We start from the raw sequence: 12,861 nt of genomic DNA, 5'->3' as shown, positions 1-12,861 counted from the left end.
ACTATTAAACTTAGGAAGCGGAATTTTCTTTTTTAGCTTTAGTTGTTTTTGTTTTCTCAGGTGATTTTTCTTTATCTATTTTTATAGTAGATGAATCATTAAAAGGAAATTTATTCTCCTCTTCTGAATCTAAAGCTCTACCACTAAGTAAATTTTTAATTTGCTGACCGGACAATGTCTCATATTCAATTAAAGCATTTGCTAAGGTATGAAGTTGATCTATATGTTTTGTTAAAATATCTTTTGCAAATTCATATCCTTGTGTAATAATTCTTTTAACTTCAGCATCAATTAACTCTGCAGTAGCTTCCGAGGTTTCATTATTAGGTTGTCTACCATACATATCGTCACCACTTGAACCGTGAAATATCGGTCCTATTAAATCACTTAAACCTGCTTTTGTAACCATCGCTCTTGCAATATTAGTTGCACCTTTTATATCCGACGAAGCTCCTGAGGTAACTTTATTTCTACCGAAAATAATTTCCTCCGCTACTCTTCCTGCCATATAAACTGCTATAGATGATTCCATCTGTTCACGATTCTGAGAATATTCATCAGTTTCAGGAAGTCTTTGCACCATCCCAAGAGCATTACCACGCGGTATAATCGTAGCCTTATGAATAGGTGATGCTGCAGGACAATAAAGTCCTACTAATGCATGTCCGCCTTCATGATATGCAGTCAACCTTTTTTCTTTCTCCGACATTGCAATAGAGCGACGTGCAACTCCCATCAGCACCTTATCTTTTGCCTCTTCCATGTCGTGCATATCTACTTCTTTCTTACCAAGCCTTGCAGCAATAAGAGCAGCTTCATTAACTAAGTTAGCAAGTTCAGCACCAGAAAAGCCCGGGGTACCACGAGCAATAATTCGTGCTAGTACCGTACTATTATATTTAATTTTATTTAAATGTACTTTTAGAATTTGCTCACGACCGTTTATATCAGGGTTTGCAACGGCAATTTGACGATCAAACCTACCGGGACGCAGTAATGCACGATCAAGAACGTCAGGACGGTTTGTAGCTGCAATGATCACAACTCCCTCGTTTGCTTCAAATCCATCCATTTCGACTAACATTTGGTTTAAGGTTTGCTCACGTTCATCATTACCGCCACCCATACCGATACCTCTATGGCGACCTACCGCATCAATTTCATCGATAAAGATAATACAAGGAGCATTACGTTTACCCTGTTCAAACATGTCACGCACACGGCTTGCACCGACACCTACAAACATTTCAACAAAATCAGAGCCGGATATGCTAAAAAACGGAACATTAGCCTCACCTGCAATTGCTTTAGCAAGAAGTGTCTTACCGGTTCCGGGAGGACCTATAAGTAAGCAGCCTTTCGGTATTTTTCCTCCAAGCTTTTGGAATTTGCTTGGATCTCTTAAAAAATCTACTATTTCAGTTAATTCTTCTTTTGCTTCATCGATACCTGCTACATCTTTAAAGGTAATTTTTGGTCCTTTATCTGATAGCAACCTAGCTTTAGATTTTCCAAACCCCATAGCTTTTCCGCCCCCATGCATTTGACGCATGAAAAAAACCCAAACACCTATCAATAAAAGCATAGGAAACCAAGAAATTAAAAAGCCTAAAAAGGTATTCATTCTTGTTTCAAGAGGTACTACTTCAATATTAACGTCATTGCTAATAAGACGATTTACTAAATCAGGATAATCAGGAGCATAAGTGTTAAAAGTAGAGCCGTCATTTGAAGTGCCTTCAATTACTCTACCCTGAATTTTTACCGAATTAACGGTCTTTTCATCAACTCGTGTTAAAAAATCCGAGAAAGTTATATTATTTGTTCCGCCAAGTAAACCATCAGATTGGAACACATTAAAAAGTAATATTACAAAAATAAAAAGTGCTGCCCAAGCTAAAATACTTCTACCTTGATTATTCATCGATATAAAACCTAATAAAAATTTTTATTGGTATAAGAGGTCTGTAAATAAATTTTAATTATTAGTTACCTCTTAAATACCGGTGTTAGCAAAAATGGGTGAAACGAGATACAAAATTTGGAGCAAAAGATACTTCAAAGTTCCACATGTCGTTATCATAATATGATATATGTGGTATTGCTATAACTTTTTCAAGTATTTTAATGATAGGTAAGGTCAATAAAACTGCATTGTGGTTTTTGCAGGATAGATTTTTCAAAGGTTCTAAATCTAATTGTTTCTTTATTATTTTATAATCTTCTAACGATAGATGAGTTACAAAACAATTTGGAGTTTCTTGATTTTTTGTGATACAAAATCTATTATCCCAAATAACCGACTTATCTAGTAATATTTTACTCTCAGGTAATTTTTTGCCAAATTCCCTGTATATAAGTAACTCGTTTTGTATACGCTTAATTATACAACCATGAAGTGTATTCTTAAAGTTTACATCTTGAGTAATTAATTTCAAAATAGGTTCCACCGAATAAAAACGAGCTGCTCTAGATTGTCCACTAATTATCATCAGTAAAAAATTAATTATTTGTACTTTCACCTCATTTGAAAACTTATCAAATTTAACTAAATCAAGAAAAGCAAAGCCATATTCAAAAATCTTGACAGCTTCAGCTATTGCCGATATTAATTCAGGCTTAAACTCGTTTTCTATAAGTTTGTTGGTTTTAAGTTGTTGTGAGATTATTGCGGCTTTAGACATCGTTCCAAACTTCGCTTCTAGAGGTAATTTAGACGCCGTTCCGGTACTCGTATCCTCACGTGGCATTGTTGCGTGGATCAATTTTACCTCTGTCAAGCCACGGGGTGACACAGTGAGTTTTACCGGTCCACGCAACAATACCTCCTCACCTACGCTTGTGTACGCTGCGGTGCTGCGTTCCGTGTCTCCTTTAAATTCCTCTCTATAAGCTGGTTTGGAACGATGTCTAATATAATCTGCGCCTTTAGCTAATTTTTGCCTAATAACATTTCGTCTATATTTATCAGATGAATTTGACTCATCTTCAAACCATTTTATATTATGACTGACTAAATATTCTACTAATTCACTTTTTGGAATATTATATAGCGGTCTAATTATTTGTATATTATTATACCAATTGATATTACTGCTACTAAGTCCAAATATACCGCTATTACGCTCTAATCTTAAACAAAAATTTTCTACGTAATCATCTTCATGGTGAGCAGTTAAAAGTACTAATATATCGAGTTCTAGACATAGATTTGTCATCAAATCATAGCGTCCTTCTCTTGCTCTTTCTTGTAAATTGGAAAAATTATTTTGATGGTCAAAAGATAAACTATAATGCTTGCGATTTAGACTATTACTGATATTTTGGATATAATGGGTCTCTTGCTTCGACTGTTCCCGTAAGTTATGATCAACCGATATAACAAATAATTCTATATTATTTTTTTCTGCCCAAATATTAGCAAGATAAAGAAGTGCTACTGAATCGCTCCCACCAGATACTGCAATCGATATTTTAGATAAGCCAAAATTACCTATTAGATTATTGATATTATACTCAAATTTTTCATATAGCATGGTTGAAAAATGTTAGTATTGTAAAGTGTTTAGATATTGTGGTCAAACGTAGTAGTATGTCATTTCCGCGTAGGTGGGACGTTGTTGCATGGCTCTTATGTCATTCCTTGCGAAAGTAGGAATCCAGAAAAAAAGTATAAATACAGCAAATTTTTGAAATTAAAAGCTCGATTTATCTCGCTTTATGCTGGATGCCAGCCTACGCGGGAATGACATCGAGCAAGTTTCTCAATCCATACAACAATACTCTGCTTTTGCAATGGTAACAAAAAACCACACAATTAGATGATAAAGAAAATTTATGCTGACTCAGCTAAATCTTCTGAAGTTTCAGTCTTTTGTTCGCGTAAATAATCTTGTGCTTCTGATTCTGATCTTGCAACAATAACCGTAACTATAGTATTAAGCTCTGCATGAAGTCTTATTTCAACTGTATAAATTCCAGTAGATTTAATTTGTTTATCAAGAATAATATTTGAATGAGAAATATTATAAGATACATTTTCAGATAATTTATCGGCTATTTCTTTATTAGTAACCGAACCGAAAAGTTTACCGTCATCTGATGTCTGACGGATAAAAACTAATTTTTGATCTTTAATAAGAGCATTAATTTTTTCTACTTCTTCTCTTATTTGCTTATCTTTGGCTTCAAATTCATGTTTTTGTTTAACTATTAGCTCTTTATTAGGCTCAGTAGCTCTAATAGCTAACTTTTGCGGTAAAAGATAATTACGACCAAACCCGTCTGCTACTTTGAGTATGTCGCCAATTTTACCTAATTTTCTTACGGGTTTTATTAATATAATTTCCATGTATTATGCCTTTATTTAGCTTGAAATACAAAAGGTAATAACGCTAAAATTCTTGCAATTTTAATAGCATTACTTAGCTTTCTTTGTTTCTTTGCACAAACATTTGTGATCCTGCTTGGTAACATTCTACCGCCTTCAGAGACAAATTTTATTAAAAGCTCAGGATTTTTATAATCAATAACAGGTGCATTAGGCACAGAAAGAGGGCATCCTTTACGTCTTCTAAAAAATACTTTTTTAGCAGTTTTATCTCCTACCTTGCGAGCAGCTGTTTCACTAGCATTATTACTTTTTAACATTCTTTAACCTTAATTCTTACAAATTTAATTATTAATCGTTACGTTAATTACCGGAGTATTCTCTGTACTCTGATTTTTTAATATCGGTGAAGGTTCACTACTAATTGAATCTGCTTGAATTGTAAAAAATCTAATGATATTTTCGTTAAGCTTCATTTTTCTTTCTAGTTCTTCTTTTACATTACCAGTAATATCTAGACCTAAAAAATAATAATGTCCTTTTTTGTTATTACCGATTTTGTAAGCTAAAGTTCTTAACCCCCAATATTCTTTTTTGATGATAGTGCCATTATTATCTTTAACAATTTCAGCGAAATCATCAACGATTTTATCTATATCGTTTAATGATACGTCTTGGCGTATAATAAAAACTGATTCATAAAAGCTCATGATATATAAGAATCTCCAACAAACAAACTTTAAAGCTATTTATAGCAACTAAAACGATTAAATTCAAGTATTATCTTTAAAAAATTATTATTTCTTTGTTTCTTTTTATAAAAAGTTTGCTATAAACCCTAATAAATTAGAAAATTATTACAAAAATTTTTAATTATTTACTAAATATTAATGAAGATTAATTCAGTGTTTGATAAGCTATTACCTGAAGTTTTAATTATAGAAGAAAAAAATAAAAAAAGTGTTAATATTTCTTTAAGTAATGATATAGAGAGAGCGGGATTTAATATAATGAGGGCTTCAACTCTAGAAAAAGCATTAACTTATTTTTTAGTCAGCCGCTTGCTATCATGATTATTAGTGCAGAATTACAAGAAAATCCTTTAATAACAATAAATAACGTTAGAAAAATTAATAAATTTTCTAAAACGCCTATAATATTTTGATTATCAAACAAACAATTAAATTTAACAGAAATAGACGATAACGTTATAAGCCCTTCTTATCTGAGCAAATAGTAGTTTAAAGAGCTTATTGAGACGTTCCAAGTCAGTTGTACAAGATAATATTATTAAATTTAAGAATCTAAATATTGACTTAAATACTGAAAAAGTGTACAAAGACGGACTGAATATTCATCTAGGTCCTACTGAGTTTAAAATTTTACGACTTTTTTTCAGGTTCCAAATGAAGTATTTTCGCGTCAAGAAATAATAAAATATTTATGGGAAAGTGAAGAGAACTTTAATGAACGTCTCATAGATGTTCATATAAATTTAGAGAGGCCTTAGGGAAAGACAATTTAATTATTACAACCTTTCGTTTTATCGGTTATTGTCTAAATAAGGATAACTAGGATTTTATTGTCAAAATTTTCTTTGTATTAATGCATTAAGTATATTATTAATATCCATTAATATTTATGTATAATATAATTAAGATTTTATTCGTTACCGATTTATATATTTTATAACTAAAAACTGTAAATTTTATGTTAAGTAAACTAAATAAGCCCGCTTTATTTGCTTTAATATTTTATCCTATTTTTATTATATCTCTTGTAGTTAAATATTCGTTTGATTATGGAATAGGGCTAACTGAAGTTATTTTTATAATTGCTAGTTATTATATTAATAATATTACCGTTGGGATCGGTTTGCATAGGTTATGGTCTCATAATGCCTATAAAATAAATAAATATGCTGAATTTGTCTTAATTATGCTGTCTGCAGGAACATTACAAGGACCAGCTTTATCTTGGGCATCGAACCATTATAAACATCATAGATATACGGATCAAGACCAAGATCCGCATACTCCTTTAAAATTTGATAATAAATTTTTAGGTTTTATGTGGTCTCATATAGGATGGATGCTAGTCGGAAGCGGTAGCTATAAGTCTATTGATCGCATTACTTGGGCTAAGCACGGGAAAAACAATTTATTAAAATGGCAGCTAAAATATTATTGGCAAATAGCAGCCTTTATGAATATTGTCGTGCCTTTATTTATCGGTTACTTAGTCGGCGGTACTATACAATCGGCATATGCAGGATTTTTATTTATGGGGCTCGGTAGATTCCTACAGCAGCAAGCAACCTTCTGCGTTAATTCTTTATGCCACTTTGCCGGTAGTAAAAAATATTACAAAGGCACTGCCGGAGATATTTGGTGGATGGCATTATTCTTACTCGGTGAAAATTGGCATAATTACCATCACGCTTTTCCTTCAGATTATCGTAACGGTGCAAAATGGTATCATTTTGACGTTCACAAATGGATAATATTTTTAATGAGTAAAATCGGTTTAGCTTCAGAACTTGAACGTACTACAAAAGTACGTATACAGGCAAAAATGCAAGAAACTTTAAGCTATCTTAGTGAAAAACAAAAGCAAAAATTGACTTTAATGCAAACTAAAATAGATCATTTATTAGAAAATCTATGCTTAAAAATTAAAGAGCTTGAAGAATCATCTATTACTATTAAAGAACAATTTAAAAAATCTTTTGTAGAAATACAAGAATCACTTAAAAATTTAGCGGAGCAAGTAAGTTCTGCAACACAAATAACAGAAAAACCTTCCGAAAAACTATTAAAAATAGTTAATAACAAAATTATTAATGCCGAACAATCTATTTATAAGCTGTATAATCAATTAAATACCTCAAAGGTATCTAATTAGGCATTATTAAATAAAAGATAGATATGGTGATTGCAAGTGGGTGTTGGTGTTGTCGCATGGATCCCGTTATGTCATTCCCGCTTACGCGGGAATGACATCTGCATCCACGTGGGCAACACCTTCTCACAATGACGTAAACTATCATTTTTTACTTAACAACGCCTCTAATTAGTTTCAATTTGAATGATAAAAATTTTAGGTATAGAATCAAGCTGTGATGATACAGCTGTTTCTATAATCACCGAAAATCGCGAAATCTTATCTAATATAATCATTTCACAAAATACAGAACATGCAGTTTTTGGAGGGGTAGTACCTGAAATTGCTGCACGTTCTCACTTATCGCATCTAGATAAAGCATTAAAAAATGTTTTAAAAGAAAGCAACACTAAATTAACGGACATTAGTACAATTGCCGCAACTTCCGGTCCAGGTTTAATCGGCGGTGTTATAGTTGGCTCAATGTTTGCAAGATCGCTAAGCAGTGCTTTAAAAAAACCCTTTATTGCAATTAATCATTTAGAAGGTCATGCCTTAACCGCAAGACTAACCGATAATGTTCCTTATCCTTATTTACTCTTGTTAGCTTCGGGCGGACATTGCCAATTTGTAGCAGTTTTAGGTCTCGGAAAATATAAAATACTAGGATCTACTATAGATGATGCCGTAGGCGAAGCCTTTGACAAGGTAGCCAAAATGCTAAACTTAGCTTTTCCCGGAGGACCTAAAATTGAGAAAAGAGCAAAACTTGGCAATCCTCATAAATATAAATTTCCAAAACCTATAATTAACAGCGGTAATTGCAATATGTCCTTTTCAGGGCTTAAAACTGCCGTGCGTACTTTAATAATGAATTTAAAGGAAATTAATAACACTGTAATCAATGATATAGCGGCAAGTTTTCAATTTACTATAGGAGAAATTCTAAGTAGTAAGGTACAAGATGCTATTAGAGCATATGAACAAATAACAAATAATTTTGATAAGAAGAATATAGTTATTGCCGGCGGTGTCGCTGCTAATAAATATTTACAAGAAATATTAAGTAGTTGTGCTAAAACATATGGTTATCGGCTTATTTATCCACCTATCCACTTATGCACCGATAATGCTGCAATGATTGCATATGCAGGACTTGAGCGTTATAATAATAAGTTATTTACTCCTTTGAATTTCTGTCCAAAAGCTAGGTGGAGTTTAGAGGATATTAGTAATTAAAATTTATTTACTGATATCCTCTAAGAAGAAATATAATTTTTTAATATTGACACTTCTTAATTTAGTACTATGATATGTAATTACCATGAAACATGGCAATTACATATATAAAAAAGAGGTAAGTTTATGAGTAATAGCAATTATGAAAACATATACAAAGCATTTAATTGTTTTTCAGAAGCAGCCAATTCTGCCTATTCAGCTGCAAATACTTTTTTAGAACTACCTAATATATTTAATAAATACCCTACTGTTATTTCTTTAATTTTTTCTAAAACAGCAAAATTAGACTCTAATATAACCAATATAATTAAAAACGGTGTTATTATATATGAGATATCAACAACCTTAATAGGGGCCGTAAATACTTTTTATAAAGATAAAAAACTAGTCGATAAAATATTAAAAGACGTACAGAATGCTATTGATAAGCTTATTGAAACAACAACCTATTTATCGCCAATAGTTACAGATATTACAAATTCTTACTTAGTTGATCCGTATAAAGAAGAAAAAGCACTATTATTTGACTTACAAATTCCTAACTCTACTAGTAGTGATTATTATAAATTATCAGGTACTGAAAGTATAACATTAGCTGAAATTGAATGTTATTAATACTATTTCTAGATGACCATACTCCTTTTCGTTGTGGTCTTGTTGCATTGCTCGTTTTGTGTCATTCCCGCTTCCGTGGGAATGACATCAAACGCGTTTTTGAGCCATGCAACAAATCTTTTAATAGCCTGCAATGACAAAATCAATAATTATTAGACAGTGCCTTTAACAAGAATAGTGGATTATGCGATAATGCGTTATTTAGAAAAAATTAATCAACTCATTGTTACCTTCAATTCTTTATCCTTTGCATTTATTTTAACCGTTTTACCGCTACTTATTTCGCCTGCTAAAATCATTTTGGCTAAATTATTTTGTATTTCCCTCTGGATAAGGCGTTTCAAGGGTCTTGCTCCAAAACTTGGATCATAACCTTTTTCGACTAAATAATTTAAGGCAGATTCATCAAATGCAAGAATAATATTTTGTGCTAGTAAAATTTTCTTTAAGCTTTCAAGCTGTATCTTAACTATATCATGAATATTATTACGATTTAGGCGATGGAATAATATAATCTCGTCTAGTCTGTTTAAAAACTCAGGTTTAAATACTGCTTTTACATATTCCATAACCTCATCCTTTACTTTATATGTATCTTCGTCCTCTTTCTGATTAACGAGTATCTCAGCACCTAAATTAGACGTTAAAACTATTATAGTATTCTTAAAATCAACCGTTATACCTTGACTATCTGTTAATCTTCCCTCATCAAGTATTTGCAGCATAATATTAAATATGTCGGGATGGGCTTTTTCAACCTCATCAAATAATATTACCTGATAAGGACGGCGTCTTACTGCCTCCGTCAACACCCCGCCTTGATCATATCCGATATAGCCGGGAGGAGCTCCTATCAGGCGAGAAATAGCGTGCTTCTCCATATATTCCGACATATCTATACGAAGTATTGCACTACGGTCATCAAAAAGAAAACCAGCTAAAGCTTTGGTAAGCTCGGTTTTACCGACTCCGGTCGGTCCTAAGAATAAGAACGAACCAAGCGGGCGGTTAATATCTTGAATCCCTGCACGTGATCTTCTTACCGCATCACTAACACCTTTAATTGCCTCATCCTGCCCTATTACCGATTCTCGTAATTTCTGCTCCATCACAAGCAGACGCTCACGTTCACTTGATAGCATCGTATCAATTGGAATACCAGTAATACGAGAGATAACACTTGCTATATCGCTTTCCGATACAATTTCTTTTAACAGTCCTTTATTATCCATACTTTCGGCTTCCTGAATCTTTTTCATAATCTCAGGTATAATTCCGTATTTTAGCTCACTAGCTTTAGCGAGATTAGCATCACGTTCAGCACGTTCAAGCTCGTTTCGGCTACGGTCTAGTTCTTCTTTGAGCTTTTGTGTTTGCTGTAGTTTAGACTTTTCAGCTTGCCATTTAGCTCCCATATCATAGGATTTAGACTCTAATTTTTCTAATTCTGTAGTTAAATGCTCTATTTTCTTCTTAGAATGCTCATCATTTTCTTTTTTAAGTGCTGCAAGCTCTATTTTTATCTGAATAATACGACGGTCCAGCTCATCAAGCTCTTCTGGTTTACTTGATAGCTCTATTTTCATACGGCTACAAGCTTCATCAATCAAATCAATAGCTTTATCAGGTAAATAACGATCGGTAATATAACGGTTTGATAACGTCGCTGCTGCAACTATTGCACTATCGGAAATTCGCACTGCATGATGCAGCTCATATTTTTCTTTAATTCCTCTAAGTATTGATATAGTATCCTCAACCGTCGGCTCACTCACGTAAACAGGCTGAAAACGACGAGCAAGCGCCGCATCTTTCTCAATATATTTACGATATTCATCTAGAGTAGTAGCACCGATACAATGCAGCTCACCACGAGCAAGCATCGGCTTTAGTAAATTCGAGGCATCCATAGCACCGTCGGTTTTTCCTGTACCGACTAATAGATGCAATTCATCGATAAATAAAATAATTTCACCGCTTGATTCTTTGATTTCGTTAAGCACTGCTTTAAGACGCTCTTCAAATTCACCTCGATATTTAGCTCCCGCTATTAAAGCTCCTATATCCAACTCAATAATACGGCAATTAATAAGCGATTCAGGTACATCCTTAGTAAATATTCGTTGTGCAAGCCCCTCTATTATAGCAGTTTTACCAACTCCAGGTTCGCCGATCAATACAGGATTATTTTTCATACGTCGTGATAGTACCTGCACCGTTCTTCTTATTTCTTCATCACGCCCGATTATCGGGTCAAGCTTACCGCTTTCGGCAAGCTCTATTACGTCTCTGCCGTATTTCTTTAGAGCATCGTAACTATTTTCTGCCGATTCGGTATCTGCTTTTTTGCCTTTACGAAGCTGTAAAATAGCTGCTGCTATTTTTTTATTATTAATTACATTATTCGTTAAAATTTTACCGGCTATAGTATTATCATAAGTTAATGCTTCAAATATACGCTCTATGGTTACAAAGCTATCCCCACTGTCTTTAGCAATACTACTAGCTTTTTCTAGAACTTTAAGAGCTTCAGCAGAAGAATAAACTTGTCCCCCTCCCTCAACCTGAATTTTTGGGATTTTATTTAGTTCTAGCTGAACTTGATCTTTTAGTAAGTTTATATTACCGCCGGTATTATTAATAAGGGTTTGAATTATACCTGTTTCTTCACTTAAAAGGCTAGATAATAAATGCAAAGGTAATATTTGCTGATGATCATTTTTAGCAGCAAGTGATTGGCTACTAGCTATCACTGATTTAGCATGTGCAGTAAATTTATCAATATTCATATAAATAACATATTTTAATTAATAAAGTTAAATATTTTTAACTAGACTATTTTTATATAATAATTTTTAATTAAAATAACAAGAGATGTACAACTACATATAGAATTTTATAATGCTTTCATCATTAAAAAAACAATTTGATAACAACGATAAGGAGTTTTTATTAAATCATACAAAAGAATTTTTAACCACACCCGGAGTAGGCGTTCCTTTAGAAACAAATAGAGCTAAAATTGAAGGGAAAAACGGTGAAACTCCAATATTAATACGTAACGGTCGTAACAATCCCAATGAAAAAATTGTTTTAGGCACTAAAGCTTTTGAAATGTAATATTTAAATGCTATCAGAGGAGCGATAGACATAGCAAAGGGCGAAAATAAACCTGAGCTTGTGCTGAAATTAAATAAAGAAGCAGTAAAATTTATTAATAGTTTTAATGCTTTGAATATGGAAAAATCACAAGAAAATATCTCAAAAATATGCAAGCTGAAATTGAAAGTGTTGTTTGAATTGCTAGGGAAAAGTGGTATTAAAAATACTCATAAAAAATTAAATGTTGCTAAAGATTTTCAAAATTTCAATGATGATAGTAACTTTGTCAAAAGTCATCAATGATAAGTTGATCAGTATACTGATACAATTTAAAACGGTAGGCATGTTATCCCAACCCAGTTACGACAAATTGTTGGCATGAAAAACGCCTTTGAGAAAATTGGGGCAATAACCAATAAAGACGGTAAAAATTTTGAAACATTTCTTACATATAAACATGCAGGTACATTAGCCTTGATTTCAAATGATATAGATTCTAGACAAAAAATTACCGACTTAAATGCACGCCAAGCCCAAGAATGGCTTGAAGACGGCGTTACTCTTCATACTAATACATTAAACTCAGGTCCTATAGGAGCTGGCAATGATCCCACAATTGTTGATCAGACAAAAAAATCTATGGAAAATGTCGGTGGGTAAAATACTAATACTCCTTTTAATTTATTTAG

Annotated in this window: 14 protein-coding genes; 8 read left to right on the top strand and 6 right to left on the bottom strand. The window is 32.7% G+C overall.

The features are described 5' to 3' along the window. Positions 1-10: 10 nt before the first annotated feature. The 5 genes from ftsH to rpsF all read right to left on the bottom strand — a co-directional run bounded on the left by ftsH (position 11) and on the right by rpsF (position 5,040). Positions 11-1,924: an ATP-dependent zinc metalloprotease FtsH gene (gene ftsH / locus AB4K15_RS02100; RefSeq protein ID WP_032073771.1), complete on the bottom strand. Its 1,914-nt coding sequence runs from the start codon at positions 1,922-1,924 to the stop codon at positions 11-13. Between the two features lie 85 nt (positions 1,925-2,009). Then, on the bottom strand, positions 2,010-3,536 hold the full coding sequence (gene tilS / locus AB4K15_RS02095; protein ID WP_032073770.1) for a tRNA lysidine(34) synthetase TilS: 1,527 nt from the start codon (positions 3,534-3,536) through the stop codon (positions 2,010-2,012). A 299-nt stretch (positions 3,537-3,835) separates the two neighbouring features. Next, positions 3,836-4,351 carry a 50S ribosomal protein L9 gene (gene rplI, locus AB4K15_RS02090; protein ID WP_032073769.1) on the bottom strand — a complete coding sequence of 172 codons (516 nt, stop codon included), beginning with the start codon at positions 4,349-4,351 and terminating at the stop codon, positions 3,836-3,838. 11 nt (positions 4,352-4,362) lie between these two features. Continuing rightward, positions 4,363-4,650, bottom strand: a complete 288-nt coding sequence (rpsR, locus tag AB4K15_RS02085) for a 30S ribosomal protein S18 (protein ID WP_032073768.1) — start codon at positions 4,648-4,650, stop codon at positions 4,363-4,365. Between the two features lie 24 nt (positions 4,651-4,674). After that, positions 4,675-5,040, bottom strand: a complete 366-nt coding sequence (gene rpsF / locus AB4K15_RS02080; RefSeq protein WP_032073767.1) for a 30S ribosomal protein S6 — start codon at positions 5,038-5,040, stop codon at positions 4,675-4,677. 180 nt (positions 5,041-5,220) lie between these two features. Between rpsF and AB4K15_RS02075 the strand changes: the two genes are divergently transcribed. The 5 genes from AB4K15_RS02075 (at position 5,221) to AB4K15_RS02055 (ending at position 9,070) form a co-directional block, all read left to right on the top strand. Continuing rightward, the gene (locus tag AB4K15_RS02075) at positions 5,221-5,403 is read left to right on the top strand and encodes a hypothetical protein (protein ID WP_037259689.1); all 183 of its coding nucleotides are present in this window, start codon (positions 5,221-5,223) and stop codon (positions 5,401-5,403) included. A gap of 356 nt (positions 5,404-5,759) precedes the next feature. Next, complete coding sequence (locus AB4K15_RS02070) at positions 5,760-5,840, top strand: hypothetical protein (RefSeq protein WP_500224309.1); 81 nt, start codon at positions 5,760-5,762, stop codon at positions 5,838-5,840. Between the two features lie 200 nt (positions 5,841-6,040). Further along, positions 6,041-7,234: a fatty acid desaturase gene (locus AB4K15_RS02065; RefSeq protein WP_032073766.1), complete on the top strand. Its 1,194-nt coding sequence runs from the start codon at positions 6,041-6,043 to the stop codon at positions 7,232-7,234. Positions 7,235-7,417: 183 nt separating this feature from the next. Beyond that, complete coding sequence (gene tsaD / locus AB4K15_RS02060; protein ID WP_032073765.1) at positions 7,418-8,452, top strand: tRNA (adenosine(37)-N6)-threonylcarbamoyltransferase complex transferase subunit TsaD; 1,035 nt, start codon at positions 7,418-7,420, stop codon at positions 8,450-8,452. Between the two features lie 126 nt (positions 8,453-8,578). Continuing rightward, on the top strand, positions 8,579-9,070 hold the full coding sequence (locus AB4K15_RS02055; protein WP_032073764.1) for a DUF5424 family protein: 492 nt from the start codon (positions 8,579-8,581) through the stop codon (positions 9,068-9,070). A gap of 215 nt (positions 9,071-9,285) precedes the next feature. Here the strand turns inward: AB4K15_RS02055 and clpB are convergent, their stop codons facing one another. Continuing rightward, the gene (clpB, locus tag AB4K15_RS02050; RefSeq protein ID WP_032073763.1) at positions 9,286-11,859 is read right to left on the bottom strand and encodes an ATP-dependent chaperone ClpB; all 2,574 of its coding nucleotides are present in this window, start codon (positions 11,857-11,859) and stop codon (positions 9,286-9,288) included. 112 nt (positions 11,860-11,971) lie between these two features. On the opposite strand from clpB, the gene AB4K15_RS02045 reads away from it, so the two are divergent. From AB4K15_RS02045 to AB4K15_RS02035, 3 genes are all read left to right on the top strand, one after another. Then, a complete protein-coding gene (locus AB4K15_RS02045) occupies positions 11,972-12,190 on the top strand; it encodes a hypothetical protein (protein ID WP_500224206.1) in 219 nt (72 codons plus the stop codon). Between the two features lie 60 nt (positions 12,191-12,250). Then, complete coding sequence (locus tag AB4K15_RS02040) at positions 12,251-12,475, top strand: hypothetical protein (protein WP_500224205.1); 225 nt, start codon at positions 12,251-12,253, stop codon at positions 12,473-12,475. A 75-nt stretch (positions 12,476-12,550) separates the two neighbouring features. After that, positions 12,551-12,832, top strand: a complete 282-nt coding sequence (locus tag AB4K15_RS02035; RefSeq protein WP_500224199.1) for a hypothetical protein — start codon at positions 12,551-12,553, stop codon at positions 12,830-12,832. Positions 12,833-12,861: the final 29 nt, after the last annotated feature.

This window comes from Rickettsia aeschlimannii, from assembly GCF_047973405.1.
GTDB classification, from domain to species: domain Bacteria; phylum Pseudomonadota; class Alphaproteobacteria; order Rickettsiales; family Rickettsiaceae; genus Rickettsia; species Rickettsia rickettsii.
The sequence above is the reverse complement of the archived record's forward strand: the minus strand, read 5'-3'. Positions and strand labels throughout refer to the sequence as shown.

Bases quoted from the DNA above. Each gene is read 5' to 3' on its own strand.
- ftsH (WP_032073771.1), bottom strand. From the start codon at position 1,924: ATGAATAATCAAGGTAGAAGTATTTTAGCTTGGGCAGCACTTTTTATT.
- tilS (WP_032073770.1), bottom strand. From the start codon at position 3,536: ATGCTATATGAAAAATTTGAGTATAATATCAATAATCTAATAGGTAAT.
- rplI (WP_032073769.1), bottom strand. From the start codon at position 4,351: ATGGAAATTATATTAATAAAACCCGTAAGAAAATTAGGTAAAATTGGC.
- rpsR (WP_032073768.1), bottom strand. From the start codon at position 4,650: ATGTTAAAAAGTAATAATGCTAGTGAAACAGCTGCTCGCAAGGTAGGA.
- rpsF (WP_032073767.1), bottom strand. From the start codon at position 5,040: ATGAGCTTTTATGAATCAGTTTTTATTATACGCCAAGACGTATCATTA.
- AB4K15_RS02075 (WP_037259689.1), top strand. From the start codon at position 5,221: ATGAAGATTAATTCAGTGTTTGATAAGCTATTACCTGAAGTTTTAATT.
- AB4K15_RS02065 (WP_032073766.1), top strand. From the start codon at position 6,041: ATGTTAAGTAAACTAAATAAGCCCGCTTTATTTGCTTTAATATTTTAT.
- tsaD (WP_032073765.1), top strand. From the start codon at position 7,418: ATGATAAAAATTTTAGGTATAGAATCAAGCTGTGATGATACAGCTGTT.
- AB4K15_RS02055 (WP_032073764.1), top strand. From the start codon at position 8,579: ATGAGTAATAGCAATTATGAAAACATATACAAAGCATTTAATTGTTTT.
- clpB (WP_032073763.1), bottom strand. From the start codon at position 11,859: ATGAATATTGATAAATTTACTGCACATGCTAAATCAGTGATAGCTAGT.
- AB4K15_RS02045 (WP_500224206.1), top strand. From the start codon at position 11,972: ATGCTTTCATCATTAAAAAAACAATTTGATAACAACGATAAGGAGTTT.
- AB4K15_RS02035 (WP_500224199.1), top strand. From the start codon at position 12,551: ATGAAAAACGCCTTTGAGAAAATTGGGGCAATAACCAATAAAGACGGT.